Annotated in this window: 15 protein-coding genes; 7 read left to right on the forward strand and 8 right to left on the reverse strand. The window is 68.5% G+C overall.

Annotated elements, in window-relative coordinates; genetic code table 11:
* Positions 1-15: 15 nt before the first annotated feature.
* Positions 16-1,263 (reverse strand): NnrS family protein, encoded by a 1,248-nt coding sequence (locus tag ASD68_RS08585; RefSeq protein WP_056605730.1) that lies wholly within the window; start codon positions 1,261-1,263, stop codon positions 16-18.
* A gap of 187 nt (positions 1,264-1,450) precedes the next feature.
* Here ASD68_RS08585 and ASD68_RS08590 point away from each other — a divergent pair, with 187 nt between their 5' ends.
* The 5 genes from ASD68_RS08590 (at position 1,451) to ASD68_RS08610 (ending at position 7,885) form a co-directional block, all read left to right on the forward strand.
* Positions 1,451-2,212 carry a glucose 1-dehydrogenase gene (locus tag ASD68_RS08590; RefSeq protein WP_056081699.1) on the forward strand — a complete coding sequence of 254 codons (762 nt, stop codon included), beginning with the start codon at positions 1,451-1,453 and terminating at the stop codon, positions 2,210-2,212.
* Positions 2,213-2,238: 26 nt separating this feature from the next.
* Positions 2,239-2,673, forward strand: a complete 435-nt coding sequence (locus ASD68_RS08595; RefSeq protein WP_056605735.1) for a universal stress protein — start codon at positions 2,239-2,241, stop codon at positions 2,671-2,673.
* 22 nt (positions 2,674-2,695) lie between these two features.
* The gene (locus ASD68_RS08600) at positions 2,696-5,221 is read left to right on the forward strand and encodes a cation-translocating P-type ATPase (protein WP_056605738.1); all 2,526 of its coding nucleotides are present in this window, start codon (positions 2,696-2,698) and stop codon (positions 5,219-5,221) included.
* Between the two features lie 67 nt (positions 5,222-5,288).
* Entirely contained in the window at positions 5,289-6,695 is a 1,407-nt protein-coding gene (locus ASD68_RS08605; RefSeq protein WP_082546010.1) for a bifunctional enoyl-CoA hydratase/phosphate acetyltransferase, read from the forward strand.
* On the forward strand, positions 6,692-7,885 hold the full coding sequence (locus ASD68_RS08610) for an acetate/propionate family kinase (protein ID WP_056605740.1): 1,194 nt from the start codon (positions 6,692-6,694) through the stop codon (positions 7,883-7,885). The genes ASD68_RS08605 and ASD68_RS08610 overlap by 4 nt, the downstream gene beginning before the upstream one ends.
* A 26-nt stretch (positions 7,886-7,911) precedes the next feature.
* Here the strand turns inward: ASD68_RS08610 and ASD68_RS08615 are convergent, their stop codons facing one another.
* Entirely contained in the window at positions 7,912-10,311 is a 2,400-nt protein-coding gene (locus ASD68_RS08615; RefSeq protein WP_056607420.1) for a phosphoketolase family protein, read from the reverse strand.
* Between the two features lie 155 nt (positions 10,312-10,466).
* Between ASD68_RS08615 and ASD68_RS08620 the strand changes: the two genes are divergently transcribed.
* A complete protein-coding gene (locus ASD68_RS08620; RefSeq protein ID WP_056605744.1) occupies positions 10,467-11,747 on the forward strand; it encodes a divalent metal cation transporter in 1,281 nt (426 codons plus the stop codon).
* Positions 11,748-11,847: 100 nt separating this feature from the next.
* On the forward strand, positions 11,848-12,591 hold the full coding sequence (locus ASD68_RS08625) for an STAS/SEC14 domain-containing protein (protein WP_056605747.1): 744 nt from the start codon (positions 11,848-11,850) through the stop codon (positions 12,589-12,591).
* Positions 12,592-12,600: 9 nt separating this feature from the next.
* Here the strand turns inward: ASD68_RS08625 and ASD68_RS08630 are convergent, their stop codons facing one another.
* The 6 genes from ASD68_RS08630 to ASD68_RS08655 form a co-directional block, all read right to left on the reverse strand.
* A complete protein-coding gene (locus tag ASD68_RS08630; RefSeq protein WP_343123440.1) occupies positions 12,601-14,271 on the reverse strand; it encodes a L,D-transpeptidase family protein in 1,671 nt (556 codons plus the stop codon).
* Positions 14,272-14,351: 80 nt separating this feature from the next.
* Positions 14,352-14,783, reverse strand: coding sequence for an OsmC family protein (locus ASD68_RS08635; protein WP_056605750.1), 432 nt, complete (start codon positions 14,781-14,783; stop codon positions 14,352-14,354).
* A 37-nt stretch (positions 14,784-14,820) separates the two neighbouring features.
* Entirely contained in the window at positions 14,821-16,197 is a 1,377-nt protein-coding gene (locus ASD68_RS08640; protein ID WP_056605753.1) for an ATP-binding protein, read from the reverse strand.
* On the reverse strand, positions 16,194-16,868 hold the full coding sequence (locus tag ASD68_RS08645; RefSeq protein WP_056605758.1) for a response regulator transcription factor: 675 nt from the start codon (positions 16,866-16,868) through the stop codon (positions 16,194-16,196). The genes ASD68_RS08640 and ASD68_RS08645 overlap by 4 nt, the downstream gene beginning before the upstream one ends.
* A gap of 4 nt (positions 16,869-16,872) precedes the next feature.
* On the reverse strand, positions 16,873-17,469 hold the full coding sequence (locus ASD68_RS08650) for a cytochrome b/b6 domain-containing protein (RefSeq protein WP_056605762.1): 597 nt from the start codon (positions 17,467-17,469) through the stop codon (positions 16,873-16,875).
* Positions 17,470-17,499: 30 nt separating this feature from the next.
* The gene (locus ASD68_RS08655) at positions 17,500-17,772 is read right to left on the reverse strand and encodes a PepSY domain-containing protein (protein ID WP_056081726.1); all 273 of its coding nucleotides are present in this window, start codon (positions 17,770-17,772) and stop codon (positions 17,500-17,502) included.
* Positions 17,773-17,827: the final 55 nt, after the last annotated feature.

The following is a 17,827-nucleotide window of genomic DNA, read 5'->3' on the forward strand; positions in this document are numbered from 1 at the left end:
GCCACAGCGCCCTGCTCACCCCGGTTTGCCGTCGCGGCGCGGGGTCAGGTAGATCCATGCCGAGCGCAGCACCCACGGCAGAAATGCCACCAGCCAACCGTAGGCGGCGATCACCAGCCACAGGTACACATCACCGCCCAGCTCGGCGCGGATACGCAGCAGCGCCACGATCTGCAACAACGCGAAACACAGCCACGCGATCTTGCCCATCTGCAATGGCCGGCCGGAGTGGCCCATCGTCACGCGCGTCACCATCGCCACCAGCATCGAGCCGAAATAACCGATGGCCAGCGCGTGCAACGGCGCGCGCATGAACAACAGCTCGCCGCGCGTGGCATAGATCACGTCCTGCACCGCATACAGCACGAAGGCGATCGGCAGCCAGGCGAACGCCAGGTGCAGCACCGCCAGGATGCCGGGGCGCATCGCCTTCCACGGCTGCCACGCCACCGCATGCCACGCAAACACCAGCGCCAGCGGCACGTCGACCACCCAGCGCCAGGCCAGCAGCCCGCGCCACTCCATCAGCAGGTGCCCCAGCAGCAGCACCCACACCACCGGCAGGCTCCAGCGCGGGCGTACCACGTGATAGTCCTTCACCACGTTGCCGCTGAAGAACGGCAGCATGCGATGCGTCACGGTGAAGAAGATCGGCAGCAGCAGCCCGAACGTGCCGATGTGTATCGCCAGCAGCGCACAGGTCTCCGGGCCACCGAACAGGTACACCAGGAACGCCACCAGGCCCACGCAACCGAGCGCCAGCGCCAGCAGGCACGACTTTGCGTGATCGATGCGGTTGCCGGCCGCCAGCAGCACCCGGCCGAGAATGGTGGTGCCGATCAGGTAACCGGCCAGCATCACGATGAAGCCGGCCTTGACCAGCCACGGCATGCCCACCAGACCGACATTCGCCAGCACGTAGCCGCCGAACACGCTCGCCGCCACCGGCACATAGTGACGCCGCGACAGCGCCGGCAGGTTCATCCAGCGCGGAAACACCGTCAGCAGAAAGCCGAACATGAACAGCGGAAACAACCCGTACTGGATCACCATCGCATGCGCCCAGCCCGGCGGAATCGATGGCTGCGGCCACCCGCCCAGGCCGAAGCGCATCCAGGTCAGCTCCACCGCCCACCACGCCATGCTCAGCAGCACCGCGATAGCGCCGGCCAGGAACAGCAAACGGTGCGGCGCCGAGGCGAGCAGGGCGGGCAGTTCGGCGAACGTCGCCGGCTTGACGCTGGAAGTGCGTGATTCGGCCATGAGCCATCTCGAATGAGAATGATTTCCACATAGTGGCAGATCGACGTACGCCACGACATTGACCTGTATCAGCGCGCGCACCGCGCGCTTTTGCCGCGCCGGCGCAGGGCGGAAGGTTGACCACGATCAACACCCACCCGCGCGATCGGGCTCAGGCTGTACCTGACATCCACATGGAGACACGACCATGGGCAGACTGAGCGGCAAGGTGGCGCTGGTGACAGGCGGCGCATTGGGCATCGGCGCGGCATGCGTGACACGGATGATCGAGGCCGGCGCGAAAGTGGCCATCGTCGACCTGCACGACGACGCAGGGCAGGCGCTGGCCGCGCAGCACGGCGGCAACGCGCGCTATTTCCACGCCGACGTATCCAGCGAGGCCCAGGTGGCCGCGGCGATCGCCGGCACGGTGGAGGCGTTTGGACGTCTGGACGTGCTGGTCAACAACGCCGGTATTGCCGGGGCGAACAAGCCCACGCACGAACTTACCGAAGCCGAATGGGACCGCGTGCAGGCGATCAACGTGAAGGGTGTTTTCTTCGCCACCAAACACGCGATCGCGCCGCTGCGCGCGGCCGGTGGCGGCAGCATCATCAACCTGTCGTCGATCTACGGACTGGTCGGCGCGGCGGATTCGCCGCCCTACCACGCGTCCAAGGGTGCGGTGCGGCTGATGAGCAAGACCGACGCCATGCTGTACGCGGCCGACAGGATCCGCGTCAATTCCATCCACCCCGGTTTCATCTGGACGCCGATGGTGGAACAGCACATCGCCTCAATGGGCGGCGACCCCGTGCAGCATCGCCACGAAGTCGGCGCCCTGCATCCGCTGGGCCATATGGGCGACGCGGACGACATCGCCTGGGGCGTGGTCTATCTCGCCTCCGACGAATCCAAATTCGTGACCGGCAGCGAGCTGGTCATCGATGGTGGCTACACCTGCCACTGATTTGCCCCGACATAGAGGAGTTCGCCATGTTCAAGCGCATCCTGCTACCCATCGACGGTTCCGAGCTGTCGCTGCGCGCCGTCGACCTCGGCGTGGGGCTGGCCGCCAAAGTCGGCGCCAGCGTGTACGCATTCCATGTGATCGCCCCGTTGCCCGCCTCCGCCTACGCGGTGGAATTCATCCAGGTCGATCCCGAGTACACCATTGAGGCCAGCGCCGCCGCCGAACGCTACCTGGCCGAGGTGCACCGGCGCGCCGAAGCCGCCGGCGTCCACTGCGACAGCAGCTACCAGACCGACGCACGCCCCTACTCCGCCATCGTGGAAATGGCGCGCAAGCAGCACTGCGACCTGATCGTGATGGCCTCGCACGGCTGGCGCGGCTTCGACCGGCTGCTGCTGGGCAGCGAGACGCACAAGGTAATCCTCAACGGCGACGTGCCAGTGCTGGTTTGCCGCTGAGCAACGGCCCGCAGACCGCGGCATGAACGAGAAAGGAGCAGCGCCCGCCCGCCCCGGCCTCGACCCGGCCGAGGCAGCGCGCCGGCTGGCCGCGCACGGTCCGAACCTGCTGCCGGGCAACGCGCCCCGCGGCATGCTCGCGATCGTCGGCGGCGTGCTGACCGAGCCGATGTTCCTGATGCTGCTGGTCGCCGGCGGCCTGTATCTGGCGCTGGGCGATCGGGCCGAGGCGGCGTTCCTGCTGTCGTTCGTGTTCGTCGTCATCGGCATCACGCTGGCGCAGGAGCGCAAGACCCAGCGCGCGCTGGAATCGCTGCGCGAGCTGTCCGCGCCGCGCGCGCTGGTGATTCGCGGTAGCGAAGAAGTGCGCATTCCCGGTCGCGAAGTGGTGGTTGGCGACTTGCTGGTGCTGCATGAAGGCGACCGCATCGCCGCCGATGCGGTGTTGCTGGACGGCCATCTGGACGTCAACGAATCGCTGCTCACCGGCGAGGCGGTGCCGGCCACCAAACTTCCCGGCGAAGACACCGGCCAGCTGTTTGCCAGCACCGTGGCGACCAAGGGCGTGGGCGTCGCCGAGGTCCGCGCCATCGCCGGCGCTACCGCGGTCGGCCGCATCGGCCAGGCGCTGGTCGATACAGCCGAACCGGTGTCCGGCCTGCAGCGTGCGTCGCGCCGACTGATCCGCAACCTCACCGTCGGCGGCCTGCTGCTGGCCACGGCGTATACGCTGCTCGGCTGGTTGTGGGACGGTCACGGCCTGCTGCAGAGCGTGCTGGCCGGCATCGCGCTGACCATGGCGATCCTGCCGGAAGAAATCCCGGTGATCCTCACCGTGTTCCTCGCGCTGGGCGCTTGGCGGATCTCGAAACACAAGGTGCTGACCCGGCGCGTGCCGGCAGTGGAAGCGCTGGGCGCGATCTCGGTGCTGGCTGTGGACAAGACCGGCACGCTGACCCAGAACCGCATGCAGGTGGCCGAGCTGGACCTGAGCGGCGACAGCTTCCGCGACGCCGGCGCCACCGAGTTGCCCGAGCCGTTTCACGCCCTGGTCGAGTTCGCCATGCTGGCCACGCCGGCCGACCCGTTCGATCCGATGGAAAAAGCGATCCAGCAATTCGGCCTGCGCTGGCTCACCAACACCGAGCACGTGCACGCCGAGTGGGCGCCGGAACTCGAATACGCGCTGTCGCCCGAAATTCTGGCGATGACCCACGTGTTCCGCGGCGACGCGCACGATGCGCATCTGCTGGCCACCAAGGGTGCGCCCGAAGCGGTGATCGACCTGTGTCACCTGGATGCGGACGCGACGTCTGCGATCCTGCGCCAGGTCGAGACGATGGCCGAGCGCGGCCTGCGCGTGCTCGGCGTGGCGCGCGGCGAATGGCAGGGCGACGCGTGGCCGCGCAGCCAGCACGATTTCGATTTCCGCTTCCTCGGCCTGCTCGGCTTCGTCGACCCGCCGCGCCCGGAAGTGCCGGCGGCAATCGCCGAATGCCGCAGCGCCGGCATCCGCATCATCATGATGACCGGCGACCACCCGGCCACCGCGCGCGCGATTGCCCGCGAGGTCGGACTGAGTGAGCGCGCCGAAGTCATCACCGGTGCGGAAATGGCCGCGCTGGACGACGCCGCGTTGCGCGAACGCCTGCATCACGTCGACCTGTGTGCACGGCTCAAGCCCGAGCAGAAACTGCGCCTGGTGCAATTGCTGCGCGAAGGCGGCGACGTGGTGGCGATGACCGGCGACGGCGTCAACGACGCGCCCGCGCTGAAGGCCGCCGACGTCGGCATCGCGATGGGCGAGCGCGGCACCGACGTGGCGCGCGAGGCCGCCGCGCTGGTGCTGCTGGACGACAGCTTCGCCAGCATCGTCACCGCCATCGCCCAGGGCCGGCGCATCTACGACAACATCACCAAGGCCACCCGTTTCGTGTTCGCCGTGCACATGCCGATCATCGCGCTGGCGCTGGTACCGGCCCTGCTGCACTGGCCGGTGCTGCTGATGCCGGTGCACATCGTGCTGATGGAACTGCTGATCGATCCGGCCTGCTCGGTGGTGTTCGAAGCCGAGCCGGCCGCCGACGACCTGATGCAGCGACCGCCGCGCGCGCTTGCCGACTCCCCGTTCGCCCCCGCCAACCTGCGCCTGGCGGTAATCCAGGGGCTGGGCGTCGCCGCCCTGTTGCTGCTGGGCTACGGCGTCATGCTGGGCCAGGGGCTGGACGCCGCCGTCGGCCGCGGCGCGGTGTTCGTGGCGCTGGTGGTCGGCCTGTTCCTGCTCACCCTGGCCAACCGCGACCTGTCGCGCCCCGCGCTGTCCCGCGGCGCGGCGAAGAATCCCTGGCTGCCGCGCATGTTCGGCGGCGTGGCGTTGATGCTGGCACTGGTGGCCGTGGTGCCGTTCTTCCGCGGCGTGATGGGCATGGCGCCGCCCGACGCCACCCTCCTGCTCGCCGCCGGCGCCATGCTGCTGGCCACGCTGATCTGGCTGGAACTGCTGCGGCGCCTGACACGCCGCCGTGCCCGCGCGACGGCGCCCGGCTGACCCGGCACCGCAGCTCATCGGCCCGCATGGGATGATCATCGGGTCCCGTCGTTACCGGAAGCCATCCATGGACAAGACGCCGGCCGCAGCGCCCGCCGCGACATCCGAGGCCGATCCCGCGGCCGCGTGCAATCACCTGTTCGACGAGATCAGCGTCGGCGACAGCGCCACGATCACGCGGCGCTTGCGCGCCGAGGATGCGCAGGTGCTGGGGGCGCTGTACGGCGGAACCGCCCTCGGCGACCCGGCGCCGGGACTCGGCCATGGCGGCTGGGGCACGGCGCTGCTCCACGCGGTGCTGGACACCCGGCTGCCCGGCCCGGGTTCGGTGTGCATCGAGCAATCGCTGCGCTTCCTGGCGCCGGTGGCGATCGGCGACACGCTGGCCGCCAGCGTGCAGGTGACCGCCCGCGATGCCGTCAACCGAAGGCTGCGTTTCGATTGCCGCTGCATCAACCAGCACGGCGCGCTGGTGATGGAGGGCACGATCGAGGTGCAGGCGCCCGCGCAGCGGATCGTGCAGGCGCCCCGCCAGTTGCCCGAAACGCGCGTGCTCGACAGTGACGGGCAGTCGCTGCTGGAGCGTGCGCGGCGCTGGGCGCCGATCCGCGTGGCCGTGGTCCATCCCTGCGACGCCACCAGCCTCGGCGCCGCGCTGGATGCGTCGCGGGAAGGCCTGATCGAACCGGTGCTGGTCGCGCCGCGCAGCAAGCTGGAAGGCGTCGCGCGGGAGGCCGCGCTCGACCTGACCGGCATCCGCATCGAGGACGTGCCGCACAGCCACGCGGCCGCCGCCAGGGCGGTGGAGCTGGCGGCCGGCGGCCACGTCGACGCACTGATGAAGGGCAGCCTGCACACCGACGAACTGATGGCCGCGGTGGTGAGCGCCAGCGCCGGGCTGCGCACGTCGCGGCGCATCTCGCATTGCTACCTGATGCAGACGCCGGCGTATCCGCGCCCGTTCATCATCACCGACGGCGCCATCAATATCGCGCCGACGCTGGAGGAAAAGGCCGACATCGTGCGCAACGCGATCGAGCTGGCGCACATCGTCGGCGTGGCCCAGCCGCGGGTGGCGATCCTGGCCGCGGTGGAGACGGTCAACCCGCGCATGCAGGCCACGCTGGATGCCGCCGCCCTGTGCAAGATGGCCGACCGCGGCCAGATCACCGGCGCCGTGCTGGACGGTCCGCTGGCCTTCGACAACGCGATCTCCGCCGCCGCGGCGAAGATCAAGGGCATCGTGTCGGACGTGGCCGGCCGCGCCGACATCCTGCTGGTGCCCGACCTGGAAAGCGGCAACATGCTGGCCAAGCAACTGGAATACCTGGGCGGCGCGGCCAGCGCGGCGGTGGTGCTGGGCGCGCGCGTGCCGATCGTGCTGACCAGCCGCGCCGACCCGCGCGAATCGCGCATCGCCTCGTGCGCGCTGGCCGTGCTGATCGCCCACCACTACCGGGATTGCCCGCCATGACCCACGCCGCCGGCCGCCAACTGATCCTGGTGCTGAACTGCGGTTCGTCCAGCATCAAGTTCGCGCTGTTCGACGCCGCCGACGCGCCGCTGTCGCGCACGCCCGCCTGGAGCGGCCGCATCGAGGGCATCAGCGGCGATGCGCCGGAGTTCAGCGCCGACGGCAGCGCCCAAGAATCATTGACGCTGGATCGGGAGCGTCCGTATTTCGCCGCGCTGGCCTTCCTGCGCCAGCGCATCCGGGACCGTCTCGACGGCCGCCAGGTGGTGGCGATCGCCCATCGCGTGGTGCACGGCGGCAGCAAGTATTTCGCGCCGGTGCGGGTGGACGCCACCGTGCTGGCCGACCTGAAAAGCTATATCCCGCTGGCGCCGCTGCACCAGCCGTTCGCGCTGGAGGCGATCGACGCGCTGCTGAGCGAATTGCCCGGGTTGCCGCAGGTGGCCTGCTTCGATACCGCCTTCCACCAGAGCATGCCCACGGTCGAGAAGATGCTGCCGCTGCCGCGTTGGGCATGGGACCAGGGGCTGCGCCGCTACGGTTTCCATGGCCTGTCCTACGCCTACCTGGCGCAGGTGCTGGGCGAACGTTACGGCGACGGCGCGCGCGGCCGCACCCTCGTGGCGCACCTGGGCAGCGGCGCCAGCCTGTGCGCCATGCACGGGCTGCAAAGCGTGGCCACCACCATGGGCTTCTCGGCGCTGGACGGCCTGATGATGGGCACGCGCTGCGGCGCACTGGACCCGGGCGCGGTGATCCACCTGATGGAGATGCGCAAGCTGTCGCTGGAGCAGGTGGCGCGGATGCTGTACCACGAGTCCGGCCTGCTCGGCGTTTCCGGGATCTCGTCCGATCCGCGCGTACTGCTGCAACATGAAGACGAAGAACACGCGCGTGAAGCACTGGCGCTGTACGTGCGCAGCGCGGTGCGCGAGATCGGCGCGCTGGTGGCGGCGCTGAATGGCCTGGACATGCTCGCCTTCACCGCGGGTATCGGCGAGCACAACGCGGCAATCCGCGAACGCATCTGCGCCGGGCTGGGCTTTCTCGGCGTCGAGCTGGACCCGTCAGCGAATGCGGCCCACGCGCCGGTCATCTCCAGTGCGTCGAGCAAGGTACGCGTGGTGGTGGAACCGACCAACGAGGAATGGGTGGCGGCAACCGCTGCCACCGCCATCATTCACCACTGAAGCAAGCTTTCCGCACACCGCGGCGGCTACGCCAGCGTGCCCGCATCCTCCGCGCTCCACGTCCAGTCGCGGATCTCGGGCAGGTCCTGGCCGTTCTCCTCGATGTAGCGCTTGTGCTCGACCAGCTTGTCCAACAGCTTCTGCTTCAGCCGGATGCCCGGCTCGCCCGCCTGCGGCACGCGGTTGATCACGTCGATCACCAGGTGGAAACGGTCCAGCTCGTTGAGCACGGTCATGTCGAACGCGGTGGTGATGGTGCCTTCCTCCTTGTAGCCGTGCACGTGCAGGTTGTCGTGGTTGGCGCGGCGGTAGGTGAGGCGATGGATCAGGCTGGGATAGCCGTGGTAGGCGAAGATCACCGGCTTGTCGCGGGTGAACAACTGGTCGAAATCGTCATCGTCCAGGCCGTGCGGATGCTCGCTGGGCGCCTGCAATTTCATCAGGTCGACCACGTTGACCACGCGAACGTTCAGCGCCGGCAGGTAGCGGCGCAGGATCGACACCGCGGCCAGTGTCTCCAGCGTCGGCACGTCGCCGGCGCAGGCCATCACCACGTCGGGCTCGCCGTGCGCGTCGCTGCTCGCCCACGGCCACAGCCCGATGCCCTGGGCGCAATGGCTGGCCGCCGCATCCATCGCCAGCCACTGCGGCGCGGGATGCTTGCCGGCCACCACCACGTTGACGTAATGGCGGCTGCGCAGGCAGTGATCCATCACCGACAGCAGGCAGTTCGCATCCGGCGGCAGGTACACCCGCACGATGCTGGCCTTCTTGTTGACCACATGGTCGATGAAGCCCGGGTCCTGGTGGGTGAAGCCGTTGTGATCCTGCCGCCACACGTGCGACGCCAGCAGATAGTTCAGCGACGCAATCTTGCGCCGCCACGGAATCGCCGCAGTCATCTTCAGCCACTTCGCGTGCTGGTTGAACATCGCGTCGACGATGTGGATGAACGCCTCGTAGCAGTTGAACACGCCGTGCCGCCCGGTCAGCAGATAGCCTTCCAGCCAGCCCTCGCACTGGTGCTCGCTGAGCATCTCCACCACGCGCCCGCGCGGCGCGAGGAACTCGTCGTTCGGCAGGGTTGCCGCCTGCCACTGTCGCCCGGTCGCTTCGAACAGCGCGCCCAGGCCGTTGGACACGGTCTCGTCCGGACCGAACACGCGGAAGTTGCGCTGCGCGTCGTTCAGCCGCACCACGTCGCGCAGGAACGGCCCCAGCACGCGCGTGTCGCCGATTCCCGGCACGCCGGGTGCGGCGACGTCGACGGCGTAATCGCGGAAGTCCGGCAGGCGCAGGTCACGCAGCAACAGGCCGCCGTTGCTGTGCGGGTTCGCGCTCATGCGCCTGGCGCCGGTGGGCGCCAGCGCGGCCCATTCGGCGCGGAAGCGGCCGTGCTCGTCGAACAGCTCCTGCGGGCGATAGCTGCGCAACCACGCCTCCAGTTGCGCCAGGTGCTCTGGCGGGCTGGACGGTGACACCGACAACGGCACCTGGTGCGAGCGGAAGGTACCTTCGTTTGGCCGTCCATCCACCATCGCCGGGCCGGTCCAGCCCTTGGGCGAACCGAGCACGATCATCGGCCACCGCGGCCGCGCGGTGATGCCGCCGGTACGCGCGTCGCGCTGGATCTGGCCGATCTGCGCCACCGCCGCATCCAGCGCCGCGGCCATCGCCTGGTGCATGGCGACGGGATCGCTGCCGACCACGAAATACGGCGTCCAGCCGTAGCCGCGCAGCAGCTGCTCCAGCTCCTCGCGGCCGATGCGCGCCAGCACGGCGGGGTTGGCGATCTTGTAGCCGTTGAGGTGCAGGATCGGCAGCACCGCGCCGTCGCCCACCGGGTCCAGGAACTTGTTCGAATGCCACGCGGTGGCCAGCGGCCCGGTCTCCGCCTCGCCATCGCCCACGACGCAGGCGACGATCAGTTGCGGGTTGTCGAACACGGCGCCAAAAGCGTGGCTGAGCGAGTAGCCCAGCTCGCCGCCTTCGTGCATGGAGCCGGGGCATTCCGGCGAGGCGTGGCTGGGGATGCCGCCGGGAAACGAGAATTGCTTGAACAGCCGCTGCAGCCCGGCTTCATCCTGGCTGACCTCGGGATAGACCTCGCTGTAGGTGCCGTCCAGCCAGGCGTTGGCCACCACGGCTGGCCCGCCGTGGCCCGGGCCGGAGATGTACAGCATGTCCAGGTCGTGCTGCCGGATCGCCCGATTGAGGTGCGCGTAGATGAAGTTCTGCCCGGGCGTGGTGCCCCAATGGCCGAGCAGCATGCGTTTGACGTGGTCCAGCGCCAGCGGCTCGCGCAGCAGTGGGTTCGCACGCAGGTAGATCTGGCCCACCGCCAGGTAGTTCGCGGCGCGCCACCAGGCGTCGACGGCCTGCAACTGATCGGAGTCAAGCGGTGAGTGGTCCGGAAGGTCGATCATCGTCGTCGCTCCATCCTCGCAGGCGGCCGCCTGCTTCAGCGCAGTATGTACATCGCAGGCAGTGAAATTCGACGCAGCATGTTGTCGCAGCCGACCAACCGCGAGCACATCGCGTTCCATCATCCGCATCTTCGAACCGGCCACCGGAAGCACCCATGACCCCACGCAGCAACACCGAGGACGGCGGCGCCGAGAAGCCGGTGTGGGCCAATCTGAGCGCGGGCCTGGTCACCGGCGCGGCGGACGACGACCCCAGCGGGATCGCCACCTACTCACAAGTGGGCGCCGCGTTCGGCTACGGCATGCTGTGGTGCATCGCGGTGACCATGCCGTTGATGATCGCGATCCAGGCGGTCAGCGCCGGCATCGGCCGCGTCACCGGCCACGGCCTGATGGACGGCATGCGCAAGTATTATCCGCACCGGTTGGTCTACGCGCTGACGGCCTCGCTGGTGGTCGCCAACGTGATCAACCTGGCGGCCGACATCGGTGCGATGGGCGCCGCGCTGCAACTGCTGATCGGCGGACCGGCGCTGGTCTACGCGGCGGGTTTCGCGTTGTTGTCGCTGGTGCTGCAGGTGTTCATACCGTTCACTCGCTACGCGCCGTTCCTGAAACTGCTCACCCTCAGCCTGTTTGCCTACGTGGCCACCGTGATGGTGATCGACGTGCCGTGGCTGGCCGTGCTGAAGAGCCTGGTGTTGCCGCCCATCCGCTGGGATGCGCAATATGCGGTCGGCCTGGTCGCCCTGCTCGGCACCACCATCAGCCCTTACCTGTTCTGCTGGCAGGCGGCACAGGAAGTAGAGGAAATGACATCCAGCAAGCGCCGCAAACCCTTGCGCCGCGCACCCAAACAAGCACGCAGCGCCTTGCGCCGGATCGGCATCGACACCACGGTCGGCATGATCTTCTCCAACCTGATCGCCTTCTTCATCATCCTCACCGCCGCGGTCGTATTGCACGCGCACGGCAAGGTCGACATCCAGACGTCCGCCCAGGCGGCCGAGGCATTGCGACCACTGGCGGGCGACCTGGCCTTCGCGCTGTTTGCCGCCGGGATCATCGGCACCGGACTCCTCGCCGTACCCGTGCTGGCCGGCGCCACCGCCTATGCCGCCGCCGGCGCCTTCGGCCAGCGCAGCGGACTGGAATACAAGCCGCAGAACGCACGGTTTTTCTACACCGTGCTGATCGTCGCCAGCCTCGCCGGCATCGCGCTGAACCTGACCCCGCTCGATCCGATCAAGGCGTTGTACTGGAGCGCGGTGATCAATGGCGTGACTGCCGTGCCGCTGATGATCGTGATGATGCTGATGGGTTCACGCCGCAAGGTCATGGGCAAATTCACCCTGCCCTGGCCGCTGAAGATTTTCGGCTGGCTGGCCACCGGGGTAATGGCCACGGCGGCCGTGGTGATGTTTGCCACCTGGTGAAGTCGCCGACGACAGCGGATTCTTCGCATCCGCCCGACAGGCCGGGCGGTACACTCCGGCGCAACTCGTACCCATCCGCACCGCAACGGGAGCAAGCACCATGTTGACCCTGATCGATGGACTTCCGGACCACGTCATCGGCATCCGCATCACCGACAAGCTGCGCGCGGACGACTACGAGAAACAGCTCATCCCGCTGGTCAACGAGCGGCTGGAAAAACATCGAAAACTCGACTTCCTGTGCTGCATCGACGGCGAATGGAAAGGCATGGAGGCCGGCGCGGTGTGGCAGGACCTGCGGCTGGGCCTGGGCCGGATCGGGCACTGGGCGCGCCTGGCGATCGTCACCGACATCGGCTGGATGGAGAACGCGGTCAAGCTGTTCAGCGTGTTTTCGCCGGGCGAACTGCGCCACTTCGACAGCGACGATTACGATGAGGCCAGGGACTGGGTCTGCGAAAGCGGGCGCGCCCGCATCGGCATCGCGCTCGATGCGGACACCGGCATCCTGGTACTCGAGCCGGCTGCCGACAAGGCGCTGAGCGAAGACGATTTCGAGGCGGTGGGCAAGGCGATCGGCCACTACCTGGAAGACCACGAACGGTTGCGCGGCATCATGATCCACAGCCGGCGGTTTCCCGGCTGGCGCAGCATGGGTGCGCTGTTTGCGCACCTGAAGTTCGTCAGCAGCGTGCACGACCGGATCGAAAGGCTGGCCGTGGTCACCAGCAGCCCGCTGGGATCGATCGCCGACCATGTGCTCGACCCGTTGATGCTGGCCAAGGTGCGCAAGTTCGATTACGACGAGCGCGACCAGGCCATGGCGTGGCTGAAGGAGCCGTAGCGCCTTCCGTTACTCGTGCCCGGGCGCGGCCATCGGTGGAGCGGCGAAGGCCTGCCACGGCGACTTCCGCGCATGATCCAGCGCGGCAAGCACGGGCGCATCGCGCCGGTAGATGTCGGGCCGGAAACCGATCCTGTCGTCATCGCGCAGGTCGACCGTCCAGTACGCCAGCAACACCGGCACCGGCTGGCGCAAGGTCACGGCCCGCGTCTTGCCGCTGTCGATGGCGGCGTCGATCGCCGCCCGATTCCATTGCGCGGGGTCGTCCAGCAGCAACTCGGCCAGCTCGCGCGGACGCTCCACCCGGATGCAGCCGGAGCTGTTGGCGCGTTGCGGGTTGGCGAACAGCTCCTGGTGCGGCGTGTCGTGCAGGTAGATCGCGTAGTCGTTGGGAAAGCGGATCACCAGCCGGCCGAGTGAGTTGCCCGGCCCGGCGTCCTGGCGCAGCACGATGCCGCGCGGGTTGGCCCAGTTCACGCTGCCCGGCGACAGCTCGCGGCCCTGGCCGTCCAGCACGCGGATGCGGTTGGCGGCGAGGTAGCCGAGGTTCTTGCGGACCTTGGGCAGGATGTCGTTTTTCAGGATGGTGGGCGGCACCGTCCAGGTCGGGTTGAGCGTGAGGTAGGTGATCTGTGATTTGAACACCGGCGTGCTGCGGTACGGCTTGCCCACCTGTACGCGCGCGCGCCAGATCGGCTTGGCATCCTTGTAATAGGTGACGCCGTAGCCGGCGATATCCACCATCACGAAGTTGCCGTGCAGCTGGTGCAGCAACCAGCGCGCACGCTCCAGGTTCACCCGCAGCTGATCGACACGCACCGCCGGCGCCACGTTCAACACGACCAGCGTGGCCGCCCCGACCCGGCCATCGTCGGTGAGGTATTGCTCGCGCTGGAATTGCCTGAGCGCCTGCTGCAACGCCGGGTCGTAACGTTCCGGAGCATCCGTGGTGGCGGCGCCGACGTCGTAGCCGAGCCGCTGCAGCCGAAGCCGCAATGCCGGCACGCGCGGGTCGGGCGCATCCGGCTCCAGCGTGGGGCCGCCGGCGATCGGCTCCCAGTCGCCCTGCGCCGCTATCTGCCGCCACCGTGCCAAGGCGTCGCGCAGCCTGGCGTACAACGCATTCTGCGGTCGCGCCTGCGCAAACAACTCGCCGATGCGGCCCTGCGCCAGCGCGTCGCGCACACTCTGCACGCCGCGCCCCGCTACCGGTTGTCGCGCGTCGAAATTCCAGTGCGTATCCAGCGAGGCCGGATCGACCTTGCCGCGGTACAGATGGGTCAGCGCGGCAAGGCAGGCGTCGGTGGCGAGCAGGTCGAATTGCGCGCGTTGCAACGCGGTGGCGTGCGGGTCGGCCAGCAGCGCGCGGCCACGCGACAGCGCGTCCACCGCATAGTCGTCCGGGTTCAACCCATCGGCGGCCACGCCACGCAAGGCCGCCAGCAACTGGTCGACATCGGCCGGCCGTGTCCATGCGGGCGCAAATTGCGCTTGCGCATAGAACGTTGCCAGCGCCTTGTCCATCCCGGCCCCGGGTCCGTTGAGGGCCGGCTCGACGTGTTCGCGGATCAGCTCGGCCACCGGATCGGGCGGCGGCACGGGGTCCGCGTGCGCGGGCCGCACCACGCCGAATGCCAGCATCAGCACGACGATGAAGGGCAACGCCCGGATAACAGGCACGGCAGTTTCTCCCGATGGACCTGTTGCATGGTGCCACGCCCCGTCGACATCACGCGAAGATCCACTGTGACGTGAAAGCGTCAGCTCTCCTCCGTCTGGCGCCGCAACACCCCGGAAAGCCGGGTGCCTGGCGCCACGGTATTGAACACCGTGCCGTACTTGCGCACGTTGTCGTGCAGCAGGGCCAGGCGCTGCTCGCTCTCGTCGCTGTCCACCAGGATTTCGTAGTCGATCGATTCCAGCCGGGGCGGCACGTCCTGGCGCACGCCATGGATGCGCACCTGCACGCCACGCAACCGAAACTTCAACATTGGCGTGACCCGCTCGATGCCCTTGATGATGCAGGCCGACACGGCGGCCAGCAGCAGTTCGGCGGGGTTGAACGCATCGACGCGACCGGCCAGGTCGGTATCCAGCGACAGTTCGGCGCTCTTGCAGCGGGCGATGCTGCCGTGGGCATCCGTGCGGTGCGCCACGACATGGAAACTGAGTTTGCGGGTGGTTTCAGTCACGTGATTCTCCGTGGACGCCCGATGCAGGGCCGATAGCTCAAACATAACCAGGTACGTGCGGCGCCTGGCCGGCGACGCGCGGCAGGCTCAGGCTGACCTGCGCGCCGCCCAGCGTGGAGCGACCGAAGCTCAGCTCGCCGTGATGCAGGCGGGCGATCGCCTGGGCGATGGACAGGCCCAGACCGCTGCCTTCACCCACGCTGCCCTCGGGTCGATGGAAGCGTTCGCCCAGCCGCGCGGTATCGACCGCGAAGCCGCCGCCGTTGTCGTTCACCTCCAGCGCCACCCGCTCGCCGTTGCCACCGACGCGCACGTTCACCTGGCCGTGTTCGGGTGCATGGCGCACGGCATTGTCGACCAGGTTCTGCACCAGGATGCCGAGCAGGCCGCGGCTGCCCAGCACGAAGTCGTTGCCGTCGTGATCCAGCGACAGTTCGATGGAGCGCGCCGCCGCGCGCTCGCTGGCGTCGCGCAGGGCTGCTTCGGCCACACCGACCAATCGCAACGAACCGGCGTCGTCCAGCTCGACCAGCTTCTCCACCCGCGCCAGCATCAGCAGTTGCGTCACCAGCCGCTGCATGCGGTCCAGCGCCTGCTGCGCGCGATGCAGGTGCAGCGCGCGAGCGGGCGCATCATCACCGTGGCCGGCCAGATCCAGCTCCAGTCTCAGCGCCGCCAGCGGGTGGCGCAATTCGTGCGCGGCATCGGCGGTGAAGCGGCGCTCGTGTTCCAGGCTCAGCCGCAGGCGATCGACCAGTTTGTCGATCGCTTCGGTGAACGGCGCCAGTTCGATCGGCACCTGCGCGTCGGTGAGCGAGGCGGCGGCGGGATCGGTGCCGACGGCGAGGTTGCGCGTCAGCCGGCGCAGCGGTTTGAGGCCGCTGCGCAAACCGGCGAACACCGTCGGCGGCACCAGCACCAGCAGCGCCAGCAGGGCCAGCAAGGCCGGCGCCAGCAGTTTGCGCATCAACTCGTCGCGCTCGTCCAATGGCGCGCCAACCTGGATCCAGTAGCGATGCTGCGCATCCCAACGCTGGAATACGCGCCAGCGCCGGTCGTCGCGCACGATCGAATGGAAATGCGCCTCATCCGGATCGAAGCGCAGCGGCGGCAGTTCGGCACTCTCCACCAGCAGCTCGCCGCGCGCATCACGCAGCACGATGGCCGGCCGCCCGGCGGTCTTGTCCGACTCGACCAACCGGCCATCCGGCAGGCGTACCGCACCCGCGCGCGATGCCTCGTCCGGCATCACCGCGAATACGCTGGCGGCGGTGCGCACCAGCATCTGGTCGAAGATTTCGTCGACCTCGTGCAGGCTGCGCCAGGCCAGCCAGCCGGCGGCGGCGCACCACACCAGCACGATGCCGGCCACCAGCCGCAGCACCAGTCGGCGGTTCAGCGAGGGGCGGATCACGCGGGCGATCCGTCGGGGCGATTGATCGCATAGCCGATGCCGCGCAAGGTGCGGATCCAGCCCGGCCCCAGCTTGTGGCGCAGGTGATGGACGTGCACTTCCACCGCGTTGCTGGCCACTTCCTGATCCCAGCCGTACAACGCTTCCTCCAGCTGGTCACGCGAGTAGGCGCGACCGGGATGGCGCACCAGGGTTTCCAGCAACGCGTATTCGCGCGCGGTCAGCTCCAGCGGCGCGTCGGCCAGGGTGGCGCTGCGTGCGGCCGGGGTGACTTCGAGTGCACCCAGGCGGATCGCCGGCTCCACCTGGCCGTCGGCGCGGCGCAACAGCGCGCGCAGGCGGGCAGCGAGTTCGTCCAGATGCACTGGCTTGACCACGTAGTCGTCGGCGCCGGCATCCAGCCCGGCGACGCGATCGGCCAGTTCGTCGCGGGCGGTCAGCAGCAGTACCGGGGTGGCGTCCTGGCGACGGCGCATGCCGGCGATGATCGACGGGCCGCTGCTGCGCGGCAGGTTCCAGTCCAGCACGGCGGCGGCATACGTCGTGTCGGCCAGCGCCGCGGCGGCCTGGTTGCCGTCGGTGATCCAGTCCACGGCATAGCCGAGCTGGCGCAGGCCGTCGGCCAGCGCCTGCCCCAGTGCACGGTTGTCTTCGGCGAGCAGGATGCGCATGGCCTCATTCTTGTCGCGCGATCGGGCCGCTCACTTGATTTGCAGCAATTGGCGCCGTTTTTTCGCTGGCTGCGGCATCCTGCCCCAGCGCCCGCTTGCGGCCGTGGATCATCGCCCCGACCAGGTTCTCGCCGTAATGCACGCTCTCGCCCACGGCGGCCAGCACATGCAGCACCACCAGCCCCAGCACGCCGTAGGCCAGCGTTTCGTGCAGCTCCTCCAGCCAGCCCTCGCCGAAGAACCGGTCGGTGGTCTGCAGCCAGCCGGTGACGCCCACCAGCAACACACCGACCAGCAGCGCCAGGATCATCACGGCCGCCGCCGGGTTGTGCCCGAGTTGCCGCCGCGAGCGCCCGGCCAGGCGCTCGCGCAGGTAGTCACGCACCCGGCGCGGGCCGGGCACCCAGTCGGCGAAGCGCGCGTGCCGCGTGCCGATCCAGCCCCACACGACACGGACGGCGATCAGGATCAGGATGGCGTAACCGAAACCGCGGTGAACCGGCTCGCCCTCCTCGGTGAAAAAGTTGGCGAGGAACAAGCCCGCCAGCGACCAGTGGAACAGGCGGACCAGCGGGTCCCACACCTTGACCATCGCGTTCATGGCTTGTCCTCGCTGAGAGTCAGGTGACGATCAACCGCCCTTCTTCTTGACGATGCGGCCGTCGGTGGGGTCGAAGTAGATCTCCACGTTCTTGCCGGCCTTGTCCTTGCCGTAGATCTCGTAGCAGTTGCCCGAGACCTGGAACACCTTGATGGTGTAGCCCTGGTCGAGCACCTTCTGCTTCATCGCCGCTTCGGTCAGCCACTGCGCGCGCGGCGCGCTGGTGCATTGCGGTGCGGCGAAGGCAGACGCCGACAGAACGGCGGCGGCAAGGAACAACGGTGCGATGACGATGCGCTTCATGGTGCGTCTCCGGTATCGGCAGGGATTTGCCTTGGGGGACATTGCAACCGCGAAG

It is taken from the genome of Rhodanobacter sp. Root627 (genome assembly GCF_001427835.1).
Taxonomy (GTDB): domain Bacteria; phylum Pseudomonadota; class Gammaproteobacteria; order Xanthomonadales; family Rhodanobacteraceae; genus Rhodanobacter; species Rhodanobacter ginsenosidimutans.

Excerpts from the sequence above, each read along its gene's own strand:
- ASD68_RS08625 (WP_056605747.1), top strand. The coding sequence starts at position 11,848 with ATGTTGACCCTGATCGATGGACTTCCGGACCACGTCATCGGCATCCGC.
- ASD68_RS08645 (WP_056605758.1), bottom strand. The coding sequence starts at position 16,868 with ATGCGCATCCTGCTCGCCGAAGACAACCGTGCACTGGGGCAGGCGCTG.
- ASD68_RS08620 (WP_056605744.1), top strand. The coding sequence starts at position 10,467 with ATGACCCCACGCAGCAACACCGAGGACGGCGGCGCCGAGAAGCCGGTG.
- ASD68_RS08655 (WP_056081726.1), bottom strand. The coding sequence starts at position 17,772 with ATGAAGCGCATCGTCATCGCACCGTTGTTCCTTGCCGCCGCCGTTCTG.
- ASD68_RS08600 (WP_056605738.1), top strand. The coding sequence starts at position 2,696 with ATGAACGAGAAAGGAGCAGCGCCCGCCCGCCCCGGCCTCGACCCGGCC.
- ASD68_RS08615 (WP_056607420.1), bottom strand. The coding sequence starts at position 10,311 with ATGATCGACCTTCCGGACCACTCACCGCTTGACTCCGATCAGTTGCAG.
- ASD68_RS08610 (WP_056605740.1), top strand. The coding sequence starts at position 6,692 with ATGACCCACGCCGCCGGCCGCCAACTGATCCTGGTGCTGAACTGCGGT.
- ASD68_RS08605 (WP_082546010.1), top strand. The coding sequence starts at position 5,289 with ATGGACAAGACGCCGGCCGCAGCGCCCGCCGCGACATCCGAGGCCGAT.
- ASD68_RS08585 (WP_056605730.1), bottom strand. The coding sequence starts at position 1,263 with ATGGCCGAATCACGCACTTCCAGCGTCAAGCCGGCGACGTTCGCCGAA.
- ASD68_RS08590 (WP_056081699.1), top strand. The coding sequence starts at position 1,451 with ATGGGCAGACTGAGCGGCAAGGTGGCGCTGGTGACAGGCGGCGCATTG.
- ASD68_RS08650 (WP_056605762.1), bottom strand. The coding sequence starts at position 17,469 with ATGAACGCGATGGTCAAGGTGTGGGACCCGCTGGTCCGCCTGTTCCAC.
- ASD68_RS08595 (WP_056605735.1), top strand. The coding sequence starts at position 2,239 with ATGTTCAAGCGCATCCTGCTACCCATCGACGGTTCCGAGCTGTCGCTG.